Annotated in this window: 13 protein-coding genes; 11 read left to right on the forward strand and 2 right to left on the reverse strand. The window is 39.7% G+C overall.

Going from position 1 to position 22,785, the window contains the following annotated elements; translation table 11 throughout:
• Positions 1–651 carry a class I SAM-dependent methyltransferase gene (locus tag HC176_RS09650; protein ID WP_245234869.1) on the reverse strand — a complete coding sequence of 217 codons (651 nt, stop codon included), beginning with the start codon at positions 649–651 and terminating at the stop codon, positions 1–3.
• A gap of 130 nt (positions 652–781) precedes the next feature.
• Here HC176_RS09650 and HC176_RS09655 point away from each other — a divergent pair, with 130 nt between their 5' ends.
• From HC176_RS09655 to HC176_RS09680, 6 genes are all read left to right on the forward strand, one after another.
• A complete protein-coding gene (locus HC176_RS09655; RefSeq protein ID WP_167917988.1) occupies positions 782–1,705 on the forward strand; it encodes a glycosyltransferase family 2 protein in 924 nt (307 codons plus the stop codon).
• A gap of 7 nt (positions 1,706–1,712) precedes the next feature.
• Positions 1,713–2,822, forward strand: coding sequence for a glycosyltransferase family 4 protein (locus HC176_RS09660; protein ID WP_167917989.1), 1,110 nt, complete (start codon positions 1,713–1,715; stop codon positions 2,820–2,822).
• Positions 2,815–3,384, forward strand: a complete 570-nt coding sequence (locus HC176_RS09665; RefSeq protein ID WP_167917990.1) for an L-threonylcarbamoyladenylate synthase — start codon at positions 2,815–2,817, stop codon at positions 3,382–3,384. The genes HC176_RS09660 and HC176_RS09665 overlap by 8 nt, the downstream gene beginning before the upstream one ends.
• A gap of 87 nt (positions 3,385–3,471) precedes the next feature.
• Positions 3,472–4,896, forward strand: a complete 1,425-nt coding sequence (locus HC176_RS09670) for a CCA tRNA nucleotidyltransferase (RefSeq protein WP_167917991.1) — start codon at positions 3,472–3,474, stop codon at positions 4,894–4,896.
• Between the two features lie 12 nt (positions 4,897–4,908).
• Positions 4,909–5,934, forward strand: coding sequence for a COX15/CtaA family protein (locus HC176_RS09675; RefSeq protein ID WP_167917993.1), 1,026 nt, complete (start codon positions 4,909–4,911; stop codon positions 5,932–5,934).
• A 39-nt stretch (positions 5,935–5,973) separates the two neighbouring features.
• Positions 5,974–6,489 (forward strand): IS1096 element passenger TnpR family protein, encoded by a 516-nt coding sequence (locus HC176_RS09680; RefSeq protein ID WP_167917994.1) that lies wholly within the window; start codon positions 5,974–5,976, stop codon positions 6,487–6,489.
• A 92-nt stretch (positions 6,490–6,581) separates the two neighbouring features.
• Here the strand turns inward: HC176_RS09680 and HC176_RS09685 are convergent, their stop codons facing one another.
• Positions 6,582–7,649, reverse strand: coding sequence for a hypothetical protein (locus tag HC176_RS09685; protein WP_167917995.1), 1,068 nt, complete (start codon positions 7,647–7,649; stop codon positions 6,582–6,584).
• A 170-nt stretch (positions 7,650–7,819) separates the two neighbouring features.
• Between HC176_RS09685 and HC176_RS09690 the strand changes: the two genes are divergently transcribed.
• The 5 genes from HC176_RS09690 to HC176_RS09710 all read left to right on the forward strand — a co-directional run bounded on the left by HC176_RS09690 (position 7,820) and on the right by HC176_RS09710 (position 22,679).
• Entirely contained in the window at positions 7,820–8,725 is a 906-nt protein-coding gene (locus tag HC176_RS09690) for an ABC transporter ATP-binding protein (RefSeq protein WP_167917997.1), read from the forward strand.
• 2 nt (positions 8,726–8,727) lie between these two features.
• Positions 8,728–9,552 (forward strand): ABC transporter permease, encoded by an 825-nt coding sequence (locus tag HC176_RS09695; RefSeq protein WP_167917998.1) that lies wholly within the window; start codon positions 8,728–8,730, stop codon positions 9,550–9,552.
• A 30-nt stretch (positions 9,553–9,582) separates the two neighbouring features.
• Positions 9,583–12,330 carry a T9SS type B sorting domain-containing protein gene (locus HC176_RS09700; protein ID WP_167917999.1) on the forward strand — a complete coding sequence of 916 codons (2,748 nt, stop codon included), beginning with the start codon at positions 9,583–9,585 and terminating at the stop codon, positions 12,328–12,330.
• A 145-nt stretch (positions 12,331–12,475) separates the two neighbouring features.
• Positions 12,476–17,377 carry a T9SS type B sorting domain-containing protein gene (locus HC176_RS09705; protein WP_245234870.1) on the forward strand — a complete coding sequence of 1,634 codons (4,902 nt, stop codon included), beginning with the start codon at positions 12,476–12,478 and terminating at the stop codon, positions 17,375–17,377.
• Between the two features lie 169 nt (positions 17,378–17,546).
• Positions 17,547–22,679 carry a T9SS type B sorting domain-containing protein gene (locus HC176_RS09710; protein WP_167918000.1) on the forward strand — a complete coding sequence of 1,711 codons (5,133 nt, stop codon included), beginning with the start codon at positions 17,547–17,549 and terminating at the stop codon, positions 22,677–22,679.
• Positions 22,680–22,785: the final 106 nt, after the last annotated feature.

Consider the following 22,785-nt stretch of genomic DNA (forward strand, 5'->3'; position numbering starts at 1 on the left):
TTATTTTTTATCGAATTGAGCTACCGTAGCATATTGGGGATATCTTATATCCAATTGCGAAAACAATAATGGAATATTGTACAAATAAGGCTTTATGGATTTGCTGCGGTTTATCCCCTCATGGGTTATTACAGAATATCCTAAATCTAAGTACATTCTCAAAATACTCTTTTTTGTAAAAAAACGCAGGTGGGTTCTGTCCATCACTCCAAAATCTTCATATTTCCAGTCTTTATTTACCAAAAGCCGCATAAAAGTATTGTGGTATCTTACATTTGGTATCGAACTAATTATACGTCCGTTTTTAGATAATTTCGACTGGATTTTTTTCAAAACCTCATAAGGATCCACTAAATGTTCTAAAACATCATTAAAATAAATAACATCAAAATAACCATCTGGCAAATCGTCAATATAATCTTCGCAACGCCCCGAAAATACTTTGTGCAATTTTTCTTTTGCCACCATAGCCTCTTTGTCCATATATTCAATACCCCAAACTTCGGCTCCGGTTTGTTCCTGTAAAACTACTGCAAATGCACCATTGCCGCAGCCAATATCAATTATGGTTTTTGGAGATTCCGGCAGATATTTAATCATTTCGTCCCTAACATTGTCATAATATCCTTCGGGCTTGGTTTCGTAATCCATGGTCGTGTATTTCGCCCAAATATATAAATAAAACTCAAACAGCATGTCTTACAATTCACATAACAACCAATTATATTATTTGTTTTATCTGCCCTCAACTTGTATTTTTGGCCGATAACCTTACATGCTCATGAAAGACATTTCTGCAATAGTTATAAATTACAATTCTTCCAGTTTTACCATAAATTGCATTAAGTCTATTTTAGAAAAAACTTCGGAAAACGTTTCATACGAAATTATTGTAGTTGACAATGCTTCAAAAGCTGAAGATTTCGAAACACTGAAGCTTGGCATTGAAGCCCTCAAAAAAACACACATAAAATTAGTACGAAGCCGATACAACACAGGGTTTGGCGGCGGAAACATGTATGGCGTACAATTTGCCAACGGAAAACATTATGCTTTTATAAACAACGATACCGTTTTAAAGAACGACTGTTTAGATATTGTCCTTAAGTTTCTTGAAAGCCACGCAAACGCAGCGGTTTGTTGTCCGCAACAATACAATGAAAAAGGCGAGGTTCAAAAATCCTTCGACCATTTTTTAACTTTGAAGCGCGAACTTTTTGGCAGGAAAATATTGGAAAAAACCAACCCGAAAAAATATCCCCAGCGCCAAAAAGTTTACAACGCACCTTTAAAAGTGCAAAGTGTGCCGGGGTCGTTTTTGGTGGTCAAGGCCGAAAACTTTCATAAAGTGGGCGGTTTCGACACCAATATTTTTCTCTATTACGAAGAAACCGATTTATGCTACCGCATAGCAAAAAACTCAAACAACGGTGACTGCTATTTGGTTCCTGAAGGGCAATTTATTCATTACAAAGGGCAAAGCACAGCAAAGAGTATGGCCATAAAAAAAGAGTTAAAAATTTCATTGCTATACGTGTTGCGTAAAAACTCGGGCTATTGGCCTTACCAAATTTTAAGATGGTGGCTAACAGTAAAATTCTTTTTTAAGATGCTTATAAAACCTAAAAGCTTCCCGCTATTCATGTCGTTTTTAAAAGGTGCGCCCATAAGCGATTCGTTAAAACAGAAACAAACCATTGCATAATTAAAAGATGAACATTTTACACTTATCGGCTGTTTCAAACTGGGGCGGTGGCGAAAACCATATTGAAAACTTATGCACCGAATTGGCCACTACCCACCCCGAAATAAACAACACTGTTTTTTGTGTAAAAAACGGGCCGTTTCATGAGCGTTTAAAAAAAACGTCAATAGAGCACATTGCCGCTCCTTTGGCCATAAAAATCGATTTAAGGTTTTCACTCAAACTCGGCAGAATATGCAAGTCCAAAAAAATCGATTTAATCCACATACACGATACCACAGCTATTCAATTGGCTATTATTGCCGATAAATTTTACAATTTACCGCCGTTCGTTTTCAGCAAAAAAACATCATTCGACATTAAACAACGCAAAAAAACACTTTACAAATACAACTATCCAAAAATTAAAAAGATACTTTGTGTTTCGGAAGAAACAAAAAGGGTTTCTAAAAAAGCCATTGAAGACCATAGCAAATTGGTTACCATATACCACGGCACCAACTTGAAAACCAAAAGTGACGAAACACCATTTAAGCTTCGCGAAAAATTCGAAATAGGCAATGATAAAGTGATTATTGGCAACGTGGCCAACCATATTCGAGCTAAACATTTGGATACTTGGGTAAACGTAGCCAACCGAATTATTAACGAAGAAAAGAAAACTAATTTCTTTTTTGTACAAATAGGCACTTTTACCGAGCGCACCCAACCTTTGTTAGATCGCGTTAAAGCACTGGGACTAAACGAACAGATGGTATTTTTAGGCTACACGCCCAACGCTTCAAATTTCATCCCACAGTTTAACATGTCGTTGATGACGTCTCAAAGCGAAGGGGTTCCGCAATTTATTTATGAATCGATGTACCACAAAGTCCCGGTGGTTAGCACCAATGTTGGAGGTATTCCTGAAATTATTGAAAACGAAGAAAATGGACTGCTTGCGCCTATGCATGACGATAAAAAACTAACTGAGTTTGTTTTGAAACTTGCCAATGATTCCGATTTAAAAGATAAATTTGTAACACAAGCGCACAAAAAACTCATCGAGAATTTTACAACAAGCCAAATGGCTCAAAATACGGTTAAAGTTTATAAAGAAATTTTAAATCATGCCTGATCAAAATACCGAAATAAAAAACGCACTGCAAGTTTTAAAAAACGGAGGCCTAATCCTCTACCCCACCGATACCGTTTGGGGCATAGGTTGTGATGCTAGTAACCCTGAGGCCGTTAAAAAAGTGTACAATTTAAAACAGCGAAAAGATAGCAAAGCCCTAATTTGTTTGGTGGCCGACGATAGGATGTTGAAAAAATACGTAAAACAAGTTCCGGCAGCAGCACAAAACATCATTGATGTAACCGACAAACCCACCACCATTATTTACGATGAAGCCCAAAATTTAGCCGAAAATTTAATTGCCGACGATGGCAGCATCGCCATTCGCATCCCCGATGATGACTTCTGTTTTTGGCTATCCAGAAAATTTAATGGTGCCATTGTTTCCACTTCAGCCAATATTAGCGGAGCCCCCACTCCAAAGTCATTCAAAGAAATAGCACCCGAGGTTTTAAAAGGTGTGGACTATGTTGTAAATTTGCAGCGCGAAAAAATTTGCGACAAACCATCCTCAATTATTAAGCTGAGTAACAATGGTGTTGTAAAGATTATTCGGGAATAAAACTAGAATTGTCAAAACCTAAATTCCAAGTGCCTATTTGGAATTTGGAATTTGGAATTTCAATATTTGGAATTTGACATCATACCAATGAATTACAAAGGAGCACTTGACCACCCTATTTTTAAAGTTATATCTAAATCTGCTTCAGAGTTAAATCTGGAAAGCTACGTAATAGGCGGTTATGTTCGCGATTATTTTTTAAAGCGTGGCACGGCGAAAGATATTGATGTTGTTGCGGTTGGCGACGGCATTAAACTTGCCAAACAAGTCGCCAAAAATTTACCCAACACGCCCAAAGTTCAGGTGTTTAAAACCTACGGCACGGCCATGCTCCGCCATGATGATATTGAAATTGAATTTGTGGGCGCACGAAAGGAATCCTATACCGAAGACAGTCGCAACCCTGCCGTTGAAAATGGCACGCTACAAGACGACCAAAACCGACGCGATTTCAGTATAAATGCGTTGGCTCTAAGTTTAAATGAAAATACGTTTGGGGATTTACTAGATCCGTTTGAAGGGATGGCCGATTTAGATAAAAAAATAATCCGCACGCCATTAAACCCAGACATCACTTACAGTGACGACCCATTGCGCATGCTCCGAGCTATTCGATTTGCATCGCAACTCAATTTTAAAATTGAAGACCAATCGCTTAAGGCAATTACCAAAAATGCGAAACGTATTAAAATCATTACCAACGAACGCATTGTTACAGAACTGCATAAAATTCTGGAAAGTGAAAAACCGTCCATCGGGTTTTTATTGTTGGAAAAAACAGGTCTGTTAAAATACATTTTACCGGAACTCACTGCTTTAAAAGGCATTGATGAAATTGAAGGCCAACGCCATAAAGATAACTTTTACCACACCTTGGAGGTGGTGGATAACATCTCTGAAAACACCGATAATTTATGGCTACGTTGGGCTGCTTTGTTACACGATATTGGCAAAGCTCCCACAAAAAAATTCAGTAAAAAAGTGGGTTGGACCTTCCATGGTCACGAATTTGAAGGTTCAAAAATGGTGTATCGTTTATTCAAACGCTTAAAAATGCCTTTGAATGACAAAATGAAGTTCGTTCAAAAAATGGTATTGATGAGCTCGCGCCCCATTGTTTTGGCTCAGGATATTGTTACCGATTCGGCCGTGCGCCGTTTGGTTTTTGATGCCGGCGATTATGTGGAAGATTTAATGACCCTTTGCGAGGCCGACATCACTACAAAAAATCCAAAACGCTTCAGAAAATACCATAACAACTTCAAAATTGTTCGTGAAAAAATTGTGGAGGTAGAAGAGCGCGATCATGTTAGAAATTTCCAACCGCCAATTTCGGGCGAGGAAATCATGGAAACCTTCAATTTGCAGCCTTCCAAAGAAATAGGCATCATCAAAGAAGCGATAAAGGAAGCTATTTTAGAGGGCGAAATACCCAATGAATACGAAGCAGCCCATCAATTGATGTTGGAAAAAGGTAAAAAAATGGGACTAAATGTGGCTAGTAAAAAATAAATTCGTGCGCTCATGGTAAATTCAAAAAAAGACAATAAAAAGGTTATATATTGGTTGTTAACCGGCTGTCTGCTAATTTTTATAATGGTCTTTGTTGGTGGCATTACCCGTTTAACCGATTCTGGGCTATCCATTTCCAATTACAAATTGATAACCGGCACCATTCCGCCACTTAACGAGGCCGAGTGGCAAGAAGCCTTTAACCTTTACAAACAATACCCAGAATACCAAAAACTAAACTACCACTTTGAGCTCGACGATTTCAAGGAAATTTATTTCTGGGAGTGGCTGCACAGAGTTATTGGTCGGTTAATTGGCATAGTGTTTTTCATTCCGTTTTTGTATTTCTTAATAACAAAACAACTTAGCAAAAGCACCATTAAGAAAAGTTTGGTTTTAATGGTACTTGGTGCGTTTCAAGGCTTTTTAGGATGGTACATGGTTAAAAGTGGTTTGGTAGACCAGCCCGATGTTAGCCACTTTAGGCTCGCAGCTCACTTAGTTACTGCCTTTTTAACGTTTGCTGCGACACTATGGGTGGCGCTAGACTTAATTTACCCAGACAGAAAACCTATTGCGTTTCCTAAATTTAGAAAGTGGATTATTTTTAGTTTTTTCATTTTAATCATACAAATTATTTACGGTGCTTTTGTGGCCGGTTTAAAAGCAGGATTGCTACACAACCATTGGCCTTTAATGAACGAGGGGGAGTTTATTCACCATACGGTTTATGTGCTGCAACCGTTCTATAAGAATTTATTTGAAAACCCAAGCGGCATTCAATTTGTACATAGAACTTTGGCATATTTAGTTGTTGCGGCATTAATATGGCTCTGGATAAAATCGAAAAAATTACCACTCTCCAGTATTCAGCAAAAAAGTGTTCTCAGCTTAGTGGTTATCGTGTTTGTTCAGTTTATTTTGGGGGTTTTCACTATTCTATTGAGCGTGCCCCTATGGTTAGGTCTAGCTCATCAAATTGGTGCATTTTTATTGTTGAGTGCCATGACATTTACCCTGCACCGTTTTTCGAAATAACATAAATAACCTACCTTTGCAGTTCAACTTTTTTATCCCATGATTTACAGATTTAGAGTTATTTTAGACAACGACACCACAGACGAGGACGTTTTTCGCGATTTGGAGATTCGTGAAACCGACACCTTAGAAGACTTGCACAACATTATTACGCAATCGTTTGGATTTGATGGTACTGAAATGGCTTCGTTTTACATAAGCAATGATCAATGGGATCAAGGTGAAGAAATTTCATTATTCGATTTGAGCGACAATAATTCGGCGCGTTTAATGAACGAAACAGCTTTGGACAGCGTGGTACACGAAGCCCAGACCAAGTTGATATACGTGTACGATTTTTTGAGCATGTGGACTTTTTACGTTGAATTGGCCGAGATTGTTGAAGAGGCCGAAGGCCAAGACTACCCCAACCTCATGTTTGTACAAGGGCAAGTACCAGACACCGCTCCAGACCGTGTTTTCGAAGCCGATGAAGATGATGATTTCAATGAATTTGAAGATGGCCTAGACCTCGACGATTACGACAACCTCGACTTTGAAGAAAACTGGAATTAATCCTTTAGGCACCCCAACTGTTTCTGCCAATTCAAAAGATAACAATTTGGCGAACGGAGTCGAGCAGCCTTTAAGGCGAATCCTATTCAACCTTACTTCTGCTTCAACTTATCCAAACTTACGTTTTCGTAATTATGGGTTAAAAACTCCAAAGAACGCTTAAGGATTTCACCCATATTTTTACATCTTTTGAACTTCACATCTTGGGTGTATTCAAAAATCTTCATCTTTAAAAGATGGATGTGTTCATCGGTAGAAATCACATCATTTTGCATGCAATCCAACAACATATCGATACGATCGTGAAAACTTTTCAAACGTTTTACCAAAATGGAACGCTCTTCGGTTTTGTATTGGTTAATGGATAGTTTTTGCATACCTTCGGAAACCAATTCCACCATTTTCAAATTCTCTTTAAAAAACTGCGGACGGTAAATATTGAATTTCCCCTCGTAGGACTGCTGATCAAAATCGATGGCACGAATTTTATACACCACGTGATCAAAATCGTGTGTGGGTACAATAACATAATTATACGAACGCATGTCGCCCAAAAGCCGAATCATACAGCGTTCATTAAATTTCACAAACTCTTTGGCTATTTGAGATTTTTCAGATTTGTCGCACTTTGGTAAAAAATCCTTAATAAACTCATCGCCCGGAATACCAGCAATGTGCTCCTCGATCAAAGTATCTTTGTAAACCAAAAAGTTCAAATTATACGGCGACAGCATGTGTTCCAACTCCAAACCATAAACCCGAGAAGCATCGGCCGTTTTTACGTAAAAGTATGTATAGTTGTCATTTAAAATATTCCGAACTTTAATCCTAAAAGGCTTAGAATTTCCGAAGGTGCAATAGTCAATAGCATCAACGCTTAAAAATGGTAATACGCTTTCATTACCATCGGAATGCAAAATGGTGTACACTTTTTTTAATGACAGCTCTATTTCCTCGCGCTCAAAATCGTTGTAATACACCCTGATCCAAAGCGTATCGTTATCATCTTTATCATATACCACAATAGAGCCCTGAAACCGCAACAAATCATCATAAAAAATAGGGATTTTCATGTCGCGATTATACTCTGAAAGATAATCGTGCAGTTTAGGCGTTATGGGAAACGAAGGCTTTTTCTTCGAAATTTTTAAATCTTGCATAGCGTAAAGTTATTCGAAAAAAGCAATTTCTGTTGCAATTTGCTTTTAAACTTGAAAATAATAAAACTTTATGACTTTATGTTGTTGTGCTGTAAAAAGCCAAAAGAAATTGCTGTAACAAAAACGTTGAAGCATCGTCGAACATAAAAGTCCAGCAAAAACAATACAACTTGGAACCGATACTTACCATTAACAACCTCACCAAAAAATTTGGCTATTTAACAGCCGTAAAAGACTTATCGTTCACCATTAACAAAGGCAATGTTTACGGTATTTTAGGGCCGAACGGCAGCGGAAAATCTACCACTTTGGGTATCGTTTTAAATGTAGTAAACAAAACGCACGGCAACTTCCATTGGTTTGACGGCAATACCTCCACGCACGATGCCCTAAAAAAAGTAGGCGCCATTATTGAACGCCCCAACTTTTACCCCTACATGACCGCTTTACAAAATCTAAAATTGGTGTGCAAAATAAAGGGTGTGCCATACCATAAAATAGACGAAAAATTAGAAATTGTTGGGCTTTCTGAACGTAAGAATAGTGAATTCAGCACATATTCTTTGGGAATGAAACAACGCTTGGCCATAGCTTCAGCGCTACTTAACGACCCTGAAATTTTAATCCTGGACGAACCCACCAACGGATTGGATCCGCAGGGCATACACCAAATACGCGAAATCATCAAACAAATTGCCGCCAATGGCACCACTATTTTACTGGCCTCGCATTTATTGGACGAAGTTGAAAAAGTGTGTTCACACGTAGTGGTACTGCGTAAAGGCGAAAAACTGTACTCGGGTCGTGTGGACGAAATGATTTCAAGTCACGGTTTTTTCGAACTAAAATCCAACCATCAAAACGAACTGATTCAGCTTTTGGAAAACCATCCCACATTTGGAAAAATAAAAATCAACAACGACTTAGTCACCGCCTTTTTAAACGAACCCCTAGAGGCCGAAAATTTCAATAAGCTCCTTTTTGAAAATAACATTGTACTCACCCATTTGGTAAAACGCAAGGAAAGCTTGGAAGAGCAATTTTTGCAATTGACCAATAACCACCAAAACGCCTAATAATGCTTCGACTTTTAAACTTGGAACTGCAAAAACTGCTGCTAAACCGCACCAGCAAAGTGCTTATTTTTATTTCGTTTGTATTACCATTTTTCATCATTTTATTATCATCGTTAAAAATTAACGTTTTTGGCTTTTTCACCCTCGAACTTGGCGAATTAGGCGTATTCAACTTCCCGATTATTTGGCATTTAACGACGTTTTTTTCATCGCAGTTTAAATTTTTCTTCGCCATTGTTGTGGTGAGCATGATTGGAAACGAATACAGCAACAAAACCTTAAAACAGAATTTAATTGATGGATTGAGCAAAAAGGAATTCATCCTTTCAAAATTCTACACCATAATTTTCTTTTCGTTGGTTTCAACAGTCTTAACAGCCTTTATTTCGCTTTGCATCGGGCTTTACTATTCCAGCTATACGGAAGTTGGAATTATTTTGATGGAAACCGAATTTCTGTTGGCCTATTTTGTAAAATTGGTCGCTTTTTTTAGCCTATGTTTATTTTTTGGTATGTTGGTAAAACGTTCGGCGTTTGCACTGGCTTTTTTGTTCATACTTTTTATTGTGGAGTGGATTGCTTTCGGACTCATGGCTTGGCAGTGGGATGCCAATGTTGCCGAAAAAATCCAGAATATTTTTCCGTTAAAATCGATGTACAAATTGATAGACCAACCTTTTCAGCGTATTGCCATGACGAAATTTCCAGACAAAGCCGAATTAGCTTACGATTACGCCGTGCATTGGCACGAAATGGCCTTGGTTTTGGGTTGGACTGCTCTATTTATCTTTTTATCGTATAGATTATTAAAAAAGCGCGATTTATAATATCTTTGATAGCATTGCTATTGAAAAAAGATGAAAAAAACCGCCCTCATTCTAATATACTTTGGCTTAGCCATTACCTGTGCTTTTGGTCAAGAGGAAGCTTCCAACTGGTATTTTGGCGAAAATGCTGGAATACGATTCAATCCAGACGGCACTGTTTCTCCACTCTCTAGCGGCAAACTTAACACTATAGAGGGCTGCGCAACAATATCAGATACCAACGGAAACCTGTTATTTTACACTGACGGCATTTCTGTTTGGAACAAAAACCACGACCGTATGCCTAACGGATTTGGTTTATACGGGGACCCCTCGAGCACCCAATCGGCAATAATTGTACCTCAACCAGAAGCCCCAAACATGTATTACATTTTCACAGTCGATACACAAATACATCAGAACGATTCAGATTTTGGCTTTAATTATTCAATTGTCGATATGAGTTTGGAAAACGGTTTGGGCGATGTAACCATTAAAAACTACAACTTGCTACCAACAACGTCTGAAAAAGTTACTGCCGTTGTAAAGGACTGCCAAACACAATCTATTTGGGTGATCACACTCGCACAAGGAGACTCCGGTTTTTTCGACACCTTTTATGCTTATGAAGTGAACACTTCAGGTCTAAACACCTTACCCGTAACCAGTTCCTTTTCAAATAACATCACCAACCGAAGGGGCTACCTAAAATTATCGCCCAATGGTTCAAAACTGGTCTGTGCGAATACCACTTCGGGTTTGTTTATTTATGATTTTGATAAAACTACCGGTAATATTAGTAACGAACAGGAAATTACAATTACTTTTTCTCTAAACGGCAAAAAACCACAAGTAGCCTATGGGGTGGAGTTTTCGCAAAACAACCAACTGCTTTACGTGTCATCCTTTTACCAAACCAATGAACAAGAAGGCAGTGCTCCCTCGGCGCAATACGGCGCTTTACTGCAATACAACATAACGGCCACCAACATTAGTAACACCGAATATGTTATAGACCACAGACAAATGTACAGAGGTGCACTGCAATTGGGTCCAGACGGAAAAATTTATCAGTCGATGAACCTCAGCTACGACCAAGGGCAACCCTTTCTGTCTACCATTAACACTCCTAACATTTCTGGTCCGGGCTGCAACTATGCCTATAACAGTTTGCAATTGGGATCGAACGGCAGGCAAGGTTTGCCCCCCTTTATAACGTCTTTTTTCTCTGAGAAAATAGATATTACAGGCAACAACTCAAGCTCTTCTGAACTATTTTTATGCGAAAATGACACTTACACGCTAACATCGCCTGATATTCAAGGCGCCACGTACAACTGGTTTAAAAACGGAATTCCTATTACAAATACCACTTATTTTCTTGATGTCGATGAAGAAGGCTTGTACAAAGTATTTATCGACCCAAATACTGGAGACTGTAGCCAAACTTTAGAGGGTTTGGCAAAAGTCACTTATTTTGAATCGCCCGTAACCAACAACCAAACGCTTACACAATGTGCCGCTAGCCCAAACCTTTCTGGAACAACAATCTTTAATTTAACCGAAGCCTACGAAGCTATTTTACCGACTTATAATCAAGATTATAGCATTTCATTCCATCAAACCGAAAATGATGCGCAGAATGGTGATAATGCCATTACTAATCCTGAATCTTATGAAAACACAGTGCCCAACGAAATATTATACACCCGTACTGTACATAACTTCAGTGGATGTTTTGATACAGGATCACTCAAACTGCAAATAGCAACCACCGAAGTCCCTGTTTATCGCGCCCCTCAACAATGCGATGAAGTAGCGTCTCCCGACGGCATAAACCTATTTAATCTCGAAGATTATAAGTTCGATATCGCAGCCCAACTGAACACCTCCCTTAACGACGTTTCCATTACATTTTACGAAACCCTAGAAGACGCACTCACTGAAAACAATAGTGTTTCTCAATACCAAAATAAAACACCTTACACCCAAAGCCTTTATTACCGGGTTGAAACCGTAAACAATAATACCTGCTTCGGGATTAACGAAATAATACTCAGTATAGCGGAGTTACCTCAAATAGAGAAAAACGAAAACGTACTTTATTGTGTGAATCACTTCCCTGCACCCATAAAAATCAATGCCGGTTTTTTGGTAGGTTCGCCCAACAACTACTCCTATATATGGAGTACTGGAGAAACCGCCTATGAAATCGATATTAATGAAATTGGCACCTATACTGTTGAAATCACGAATCAAGCAGGCTGCTCAGACCAGCGTACCGTCGTTGTTGAGCCCTCTAACATCGCCACTATAGAAAATGTAGAAGTTACCGATGCATCTACAAACAACACCATAAACATAATGGTTTCAGGCGAAGGCATTTACGAATATGCATTATTGGATATCAACATTCAAATTATTAGGCCCTACCAAACAACTACGTTATTCGATAACCTCTATCCCGGTTTGTACAGCATTCAAATTAGGGACACAAAAAATGACTGTGGTACAATTACCGAACCCGTTTCGGTAATTGGGTTTCCAAAATATTTCACCCCAAATAATGATGGCGTTAACGATACTTGGCAAGTGTACGGCGTATCCGAAATTTTTCAGCCAAATACTAAAATACAAATTTACAACCGCTATGGCAAACTCATAACAGAGCTTAATCCTTTAGGTGAAGGCTGGAACGGCATGTTAAATGGACAAAAATTACCAAATGACGATTATTGGTTTTCAGTAAAACTGGAAGACGGCAGAATATTTAAAAATCATTTTACGTTAAAGTATTAAAACCGATACCAAAACAGCAAAAACAAACATTTAATCGATTTATTTTGCATTTCATCTAAAAAACATCTACTTTTCGACATTAAATTGTCCTAAACAAAAAACTGTTCTTTAATCCGTTAACACAAACAGAAACCACCTACTTAGTATGAGATTATTTTATTTCATTTTACTTTTTCTTATTGGCGGAAACATGCTGTTGTTTTCACAACAAATCACGGTAGATGATTCTGTTGATTTACAATCCTTAATTCAAAACAACCTCGTTGATGGCTGTGTGGATATTTCTAACATCAGTTCTTCCGTTAACGGTGCAAATACAGGCTTAGCAAGTTATGGCTATTTTGAACGGGGCAGTTCCAATTTTCCTTTTGAAAGGGGTATTATGTTATCTACCGGAGGGGCTCGATCTGGGGGAAACTCTCCCATATCCCCAACATTGAGCGAAGGTTCCAACGCTTGGGGCACCGACCCTGATTTGGAGACTGCTTTGGGGATTACCAATACGGTAAATGCCACTTCCATCGAATTTGATTTTGTATCTATATCCAACCAATTTCAATTTAATTATCTATTGGCTTCTGAGGAGTACTTTGGCATCAACCCGTGTCAATTTTCCGATGGTTTCGTTTTTCTAATTAGAGAAGCGGGAAGCACGGGGCCCTACCAAAATATTGCTGTGGTTCCGGGCACAACCACACCAGTTAACACCAATACCATACACGATGAAATTTTTGGTGTTTGCCCTGCACAAAACGAACAATATTTTGAAGGCTACAACGTGGGCGACACCAACTATAACGGACGAACTATCGTTTTAACGGCATCGGGCACCATTCAGCCTAATGTTACCTATCATATAAAACTCATTATTGCCGACCAAACCGATAATACATTCGATTCGGCTGTTTTTATTGAAGGCGACAGTTTTAGGGTATTGGAATTGGGCGACAATATAACAACCTGTGCCAGTTCGGCCGTTCTAGATGCCGATTTGGAGAATCCTTTAGCTTCGTATGCTTGGTACCTCAACGGTAATTTAATACCTGGCGCTACAGGTTCTAGCTACACCGCTGTAGCAAACGGCACTTACCGGGTTGAAGTGTCTGTTCCGGTTAACGGCTCGGCATGTGTGGAGGAAGACGATATTGAAGTCGTCTTAAATACCGAAGAACCCATTGACCCCATTACCGATTACGAAATTTGCGATGATGCCAGCGGCGACGAAACAGAAGTGTTCAACCTATCCACCAAAAATGCAGAACTGGAACCCAACATTCCGTTTACCAACTACGATTACAGCTATCATTATTCAGAAGCTGAGGCTAGGGCAAACCTTAACCCGATAACCACCCCTATTTCAAACACCGTTAATCCGCAACCTATTTTTGTAAGAATTCAGGATTTAGACAGTCCTTGTTTTTCATACACCAGTTTTAACCTTATTGTACACAGTCTACCAGATATTGTTGCTCCCACTCCATTGGAAACCTGTGATGGCGATGACAACCCAGATGGATATGCCGTAATAGACCTTACCGAAAAAGATGATGAGATTACTCAAGGCAACGCTAATTTATTCGTCACTTATCACTACAACGCATTGGATGCCAGCACAGGCAACAACCCCATACCCAGCCCTTATATTAACACCAACACGCCAACAGATAATGTTTTTGTTAGAGTCGTTAATACCACAACCGGTTGCGTAAACAATACCACTTTGCAAGTAAATATTGAAGTTAGCCCCATTGTAAATAGAGACACCCAATACCTCGATGCTTGTGATCGCGATTTGGACGGTTCAGCAAACTTCGATTTAACCGAAGTCATCGCCCCTATTTTGGCCGGTTTAACCGATGTGACCACTACTTTTCATACCACTTTGGAAGACGCACAAACGAATACCAATATTATTGCAAACGAAACCAATTACGAATACAATAATGCCGTTACCGAACCTGGATCGGGAACCATATACTTAAGGATTGAAGATAACGACACGGGCTGTGCTACCATTGTTCCTTTTGAAATTCACACCAATCTATTGCTCACGGGCACCGACACTGGCGATTATGCGCTCTGCGACAACAATGCAGATGAAAACGACACCTTAGATTTTAATTTATTTACCGTTGAAAGCTATATTGCCAACGATTTACCCTACCCCATTACCGTTACCTTTTACGAAACAGAAGATGACAGGGACAACGACACAAACGCACTACCCAAAACACAACCCTATGAGGCAGCGAGTCCGCAAGTATTGTACATAACTATTGAAAACACTGACAGTGGCTGCATTGAAGACTCTGAAATCACACTGCTCATTAACCCGATATTGCTATTTGATAATGTTACCGTACCCTATTGCGATGATGATAACGATGGCTTTGCTAGCATAGACCTCGCTTCGCTTGATGATACCATCACAGGAGGAAACGATGATTTTACGGTACGCTATTACGCCACCCAAACCGATGCAGAAAACACGCAAAACCAACTGCCTCCGTTTTACAATAACACCAATTCCGTTGAAACACTTTATGCGCGTATTGAGGCCACCAACTCAGGATGCTCTACTGTAAATCCTTTTCAAATTGAGGTACTGGTTGCTCCGGCAACCAATCAGCCCACCGATATTATTATTTGCGATGATGACCAAGATGGATTTTCCATTATCGACCTCAACGCTAAAATTTCAGAAGTGGTTCCTAGCACCACAGGTTTGGATATTGACTTTTTCACCTCTTTTGAAGATGCCGATGCCAAAACCAACGAAATACCCGAAACCGATCGCGATGCCTACAACACCAACACCCAAACCATTTTTATTCGTGTGGAAGATGTGGTTAGCGGCACGGGCTGCTATGCGATAGAATCGTTTGAAGCCATTATTAATACATTGCCTGATTTTCCTAACATAAGCAACTATCAAATCTGTGAGGATGATAATGACCGTACCGCAGAATTTTTACTTTCTGAAAAAGACGACGAAATTTTAAACGGCCAAACCGGAAAAGAGGTTTTTTATTTTGAAGATGCTGCCTTTACAATTCCAATCGATAAAAACACGATTTATCAAAACACTAGCAGCCCACAAACCATTTATGTGCGTGTTGAAAATATTACAGACCCTAGTTGTTTTGGTACTTCGGCATTCATCCTGCAAGTATCTCCTGATCCCGTTTACAATCCAATTATTGATTATTTGATTTGTGATGACGATAGCAACGACGGTAGGCACGAATTTAACCTCGCCGAAAAAGCCAATCAAATTAGTCAAGGCACACCAGATGTACTAAATATTTCCTTCCACTTAACCCGAAACTTGGCCGAAGAAAACGTTAATCCGTTGCCTGCCACTTACACCAACGTGGTGAATCCGCAAAGTATTTATGTAAGGATTGAAAGCGACGATTCGCTCTGTTTCGTGGTTGAAGAATTAGGAATCAATATTATCGCCGCACCCGATATTTTAGTGGGCACACCGTCGTTGACCGAATGTGCTCCCGATTATAACGGGCAAGCCAATTTCGATTTAACCTTTTACAATATCGATACCCAAACCCAAGATTTTGAAGTTTTGGATCGTGTAAAAAGCAACTTGAGAATAGACTATTTTGAAAACGAAACCGACATAAACCCCAATGACGGATTAGACAATACAAATGCCATTGTTGATCCTGAAAATTTTGTTTCAGAAGCTAAAACCATTTACATCAAAGTGGCCAACACCTTAACCGGCTGTTATACGGTCGTGCCGCTTCAACTTAATGTAAATCCGCCGCCACCAACAAATACAGTGGGCACAGTTGAAATTTGCGACAACGACACCAACACCTACGATTTATCTTTAGTTGACAACATGATTGTTGATGATCCCTCAGTGGTAAATATATCCTATCACGACACCCAAACCGATGCCGAAGACAATACTGCGATTTTAAGCAACACTTATAATTACACCAATAACAACCATACTATTTACGTAAGGGCTTCAAACCCTACAACAGGCTGTTTTATTGTACAGGCTTTCATTTTACAGATCAATGAAAACCCTGTTGCCAATACCCCGCCGGATTTAATTGACTGTAACGATGATTATGATGACTTTTTAGTATTCGACCTCACACAAAACAATAGTGCTATTTTGGGTTCACAAAATGTTTCAAATTTCAATATTACTTTTTATAATACGGAAGAAAATGCCGAAAGCGGAACCAATAGAATAAACACTTCTTACCAAGCTACTAATGGCGAAACCATTTTCGTGCGCGTTCAAAATATAAGCACGGGGTGTTACAGCACTACTCAGTTCAATACGCGGATTAACCCGTTACCCGTTATCCCAATCAATGATATTGTGCCATTGTGCAATGACGTCCCCTTGGTAGTCAGTGCGGAAACTGGCGTTGCTGGCGACACCTATCTGTGGTCAACCGGTGCGACTTCTGCTGAAATTCTTCTCGGCCCAAACGATATTGGGAATTATAGCGTTACTGTAACCCGCCCCAATACCACGGCTCCAGACTGTTCGTACACCCATAATTTTAGCGTCGTGGAATCGGATAGCGCCATAATCAATTTCACCCAAACTGTCGATTTTGCCGATCCCAACAGCATTACCGTTGATGTATCCGGTATTGGCGATTATGTTTTTGTTTTAGATGATGGTGAGCCGCAAACCTCAAATGTGTTTGACAATGTGTCTTTTGGTTCGCACTTGGTCACGGTTCGAGATTTAAACGGTTGTTTGGATGTAACACGCGAAGTATTTGTAATTGACATTCCAAAGTTCGTTACTCCAAATAACGATGGGGCTTACGATACTTGGCACATTGTGGGTGCTAGTCAACTGCCCGGTACCATTGTTTACATATACAATCGCTACGGAAAACTGTTAAAAACACTGCCTCACACTTCAGTGGGCTGGGATGGTACTTTTAACGGACAAAACATGCCCTCTGATGATTATTGGTTTGTTGCCAAAATTATGCAGGATGGCGAATCGTTCGATATAAAAGGACACTTTGCTTTAAAACGATAAATAATAAATTTACATTTCAACTTATTTTTTAAACCTTTGAAGGTTTAATGAGTCAAATGACATTGATTAATCTATTTTAGTATAAATCATATTAAAGTAACTTTCATTTCATTCTATGCTTAAGGCTTTACCTCGAATTTGTTCTCTAAACATTTTCACCATTCTAATAATGCTTTTCTTTGGATATAATGGTTATTCTCAACTTAGTAAAAAGCACTATATCCCGCCATTAACCAATGCCTCATTTGGCAATGCAAACCCTGAAGACCAGTACATTTACCTTTCTACGCCGAGCAATTCAAACGTACCTTATACTATAATTCCCATTGGGCAACCAGCTACAAATTTTATTACAGGAACGGTATCGAACACTACCCCTAGAGAAATCGCTATTGGCTCTGGTTATGGACAGTTATTTATACTTTCAACACAAACCAGCTTGGTTTCAAACAACAAAGGTTACATTATTGAAGCCGAAGCGCCTATTTACGCATCTGTAAGAATGAATGCTGGTGGTGGAGCGCAAGCCGGTGCCTTGGTAAGCAAAGGGCTTTCGGCTTTGGGAACCACATTTAGAGTAGGTAGCTACACCAACCAAAACCCGCAAGATAATTATCTAAATTTTGTTTCGGTAATGGCTACGGAAGACAATACCACCGTAAACTTCAGTAACCTTCCCGCAGGTTTAATCATTAAAAATTATTCGGGTGCTACACCAATCAATACTATTTTAAACGAAGGGGAAAGCTATACCATTGCCACAAATAGTTTCGATTCGACCGTAAACAGAGATGGCTTGATTGGTTGTTTAGTCAATTCCGACAAACCTATTGTTGTTAACTGCGGGTCTGCTAACGGAAGTTTTGGTTCAGGTAACGGCAGGGATTATGGAATAGACCAAATTGTAGATTTAAGTAAAGTAGGCACTGAATATATTTTTGTACGAGGCGATGGCGATAATGCATGGGAAAATATTTTGATTGTTGCCCATACCGACAATACATCCATAAGTATTAATGGCAACGCACCCATTGCAAATATAAACTCAGGTGAATATTACGTTATTGAAGGCAACCAATACAGTTCCAATGGCAATATGTATGTTGAAACCTCTCGACCTGTTTTTGCCTACCAAGGTGTAGGAGGACTTGGAAACAACGGCTCACCAAACGAGGCCAACCAAGGTATGTTTTTTGTACCGCCATTAAGCTGTGAAACCCGCGGAAACCTAAATAATATTGCCAATATTAACGATATAGGGAGCACGAATTATTCTGGGGGTATATCCATTGTAACGAAAGTAGGTGCTACTGTAACCATAAACAACAATCCTATTTCGGTGAGTCCAAGCCCCGTAACCGGCAAGCCCGATTACATTACTTATAAGGTTAAGGGGTTAAACGGAAATATTTCAGTGGAAAGTGACGACGAGTTATATTGTGCCTATTTTAACTACAACGGTGCAGCAACTTCGGGCAGTTTTTACTCGGGATTTCCTTCGGCTCCCGAAATCAATTTTGATGCCCAGTTCACCACACTCGGAAACTGTATTCCCAACATTACATTACAAGCTGCCAACACCCAAAATTTTGATAGCTTTAAATGGATGTATGACGACGGATCGGGTAGCGGTTTTGTGGATTTAATGGTTTCAAACCCGAAAATCACTCCGGCACAACCGGGAAAATACAAACTTATTGGCGTTATTACCTGTACCGGCGAAGAATTGGAATCGGTAGAAATCCCGATAAGCATTTGTCCGGATGATGTGGATAACGACGGAATTATTGACAATTTGGATATCGACAACGATAACGATGGTATTTTAAATTGTACCGAATCCAAAGGGAATGCCGCCATTAACTTAAGCAATTTAAACACCCCCGAGTTAATTTTTGAAGATGGCTCTCGAAATAACACCATAGCCAGTGGTAACTTTACCCAAACAAACAACTCAGGAAACATGAATACCTTCAGCGGAAACAGTTCTGGAGGGTTTACCAGCACCCTGGGCAATGCCACAAGTGCTGAAAACAACTATGAAATCACATTTTCGGAATCTGTAAACATTAAACTCGAGGAAACCATTTCGCTTCCAAATACCGATATTGAAGACGAATACTATATTGTTAGTATTCAACCCATAAATAAAAACATCACCTTGGTCGACCCCAGCGACCATTTACTAATCGACACCAATTTCGATGGAATTTTTGAATCTGGTATTACACAAATTTCTGGCTCCGAAATCCATTTTAAAATCAACCCAAACCCAAACGGAGCCGAACCTTATCAGTTCTTAGCCAATCAAATTGACGGCTTCACTTTCATTCACAAACTAGAAAACGGAACGGTTTCTTCCATTTTTAACGGCGGGCTTTCAGTAACTTGTTTCAATAACGACCACGATTTTGATGGTATTCCAGACAGTTTGGACCTTGATAGTGACAACGATGGCATTCCTGATATTGTAGAAAACCAAGGCACCTTAGTAACTCTATCTGGAACGGATGCCGACAACAATGGTTTAGACGATATCTTCGATGCTACGATAATGCCCCTTGATACTGATAATGATACTATTTTTGATTTTTACGACCTCGATAGTGATAACGATGGCTTAACCGATTTGTATGAAACTGGGCAATTAGGCCTTTTATCAGATACAGATCTAAACGGGATTATTGACAGCGGCGGAAACTTTGGCTCCAACGGCTGGTTTGACCATGCAGAGACTTCTCCAGACAGCAATATTATTGGATACACGCTCGACGATACCGATAACGATGGCATCTTCAATTATATAGATTTCGATAGCGACGGCGACGGCTGTAGCGACGTCTTAGAAGCAGGGTTTTCAGATGACAATGGCGACAGCTACCTTGGCGACACTACCGTAATTGTTGATACTACTCCAGATTCGACAACCGGCACAGGGCTGGTCATTAATGCTTCAGATGGTTACACACTGCCAAACAGCGATTATTTAAATAATGCCCCCCTTTCCATAGCGTCCCAAACGGCTGTATTGGCCATTTGCGAAGAAACCGATACCACGCTATCCATATCCTCTCCCGAAGCCGAAACCATAAAATGGGAAGTCTCTAGCGACAATGGCACTAACTGGAATTTGGTATCCGATGACGCCATTTATAGCGGATCCAATTCATTCAACCTGAACATATCGAACACACCGCTTTCTTTTGATGGATACTTGTACCGCGCATTTATAAATAGAAACGGAAATAGTTGTGGCTTATATTCCGAAGATATCAACTTTACGGTCGCACCAAAACCAACAGTGTCCGCTTCTGTAACGCTTGTTCAGTGCGATGACGAAGACTCCGCAAATTTAGGTTACAGTGCCTTCAATTTAACTGAAGCCAACAACGAAATTTCCGCTAATGCGGCCAACGAAAACTTTAGCTACTATTTAACGGATGCCGCCGCAGCGTTGGGAGATGAAAACAGCAGCGATTTTATTGCAAACCCCACCACTTTTGAAAATAGAACCGTTAATAACGATGTAGTTTGGGCTCGCGTTGTAGGGCAGAATGGTTGTGCTTCAGTATCCGAAATTCAATTAAGCGTCTCTACCACATCGGTACCTTCAAGTTTTGTGGCTACGTTCAACCAATGTGATGACTTTTTGGATGCCAACGGAAACAACAACGCCAATAACGACAAGCGCGATGGTATTGCTGCGTTTGATTTTAGCAGTGTAACAGCTTCTATTATGAGTTTTATCCCAGCCGGACAAAACCCCATGCCACCGCGCTATTACCGAAATGAAGCTGATGCCTTGGCAGAAATTAATGAAATCACCGATATTTCTAACTACCGAAATATAGGCTACCCGAATTCACAATATATTTATGTTCGCATAGACAGCTCTATTTCGAATGACTGTTTAGGCTTGGGGCCACATGTTTTACTAACCGTTGAACCGCTACCTATTGCAAATCCTGTAATCATTGCACCAGAATGTGATGATGATTTTGACGGTGTTTTTGCTTTCGACACCTCTCAAATTGAAAACGAAATTTTAGGGGCACAAAACCCAGCAGATTTTACGGTGTTGTATTTTGACGAAACAGGTTCTGCTTTGCCCAGTCCGCTTCCAAATCCTTTTTTAACCCAAAGCCAAACCATTACCGTTCGTGTAGAAAACAATACTACTTCGGCACCCGAAGGCCCTTGTTACGATGAAACCACCGTTACTTTTACGGTTAACGAGCAACCCATAGCCAATCCTGTAGCAGACCAGGTATTTTGCGACGGTAGCGCTGGCGACATAGATAACGATGGCTATTATCCGTTCAACACCGCCACTTTTACAAGTACCCTTTTAGGTACTCAAACCAACATGGAAGTGTATTATGACTATGTTGACGAAAGCGGCAACCTAATCACTAATGCCACAAGCTTGCCCAATCCCCTTATTTCAGAAAATCAAACTATTACGGCCAGGATAGTGAATCCCAACAACATCAAGTGCATCGCTACAACCCTTATCGATTTAGTAGTTAACCCATTGCCTGTTTTTACCGTGGATACGCCTAGAATTGTTTGTTCTTCAGACCCGACATTCTCCATCCAACTTGAACCTTTTGAACAAAACACTTCTGAAACTTTCACCTACGAATGGCTATGGAGCAGTTTAGATGGTAGCGAAACCAACCAATTCATTTCAAACAACAGTACCATTACGGTTTCTACCCCGGGCACCTACACCATTACGCTAACCAAAACCGATGGCACAGGATGTTCAAAATCCGAAAACATTTATGTTGATGCATCAGAACTGGCCACCATCACGCCAGACGACGTTACCGTAATTGATATTTCAGAACGCAATTCAGTCAGTATAGATACCACAAACTTAGGTCGTGGCAATTATCAATTTGCCCTGCAAAGGGAAGACTCTAATATTGTCGAATATCAAGATGAGCCCTTTTTTGAAAATGTTGAAGCTGGTTTTTACACCATCCATGTTAAAGATGATATTTGTGGCGTGGCTACATTAAACATTTCGGTAATTGGCTATCCTAAATATTTCACGCCAAACGGCGACGGCATTAACGACCTTTGGCATATTAAAGGAATTGATGCAAATGTACAGGCCAACAGCACAGTTTACATTTACGACCGCTACGGTAAACTAATTAAACAGCTCGCAGTACAACAAGAAGGCTGGGATGGCACATTTCGCGGAAAAATATTGCCCACCAACGATTATTGGTTTAAAGTATTTTTAGAAGACGGACGCGTTTTTTCTGGTCATTTCACCTTAAAGCGATAGCCATTTATTTTGTTTAATTTTGTAGAATGAAATGAGCATACCCGCACCTCGGATATAATTTAAAGATTTAATATGCGAATTACATCTGACAAATAAATTGCAATAA

This window comes from Tamlana crocina, assembly GCF_012037625.1.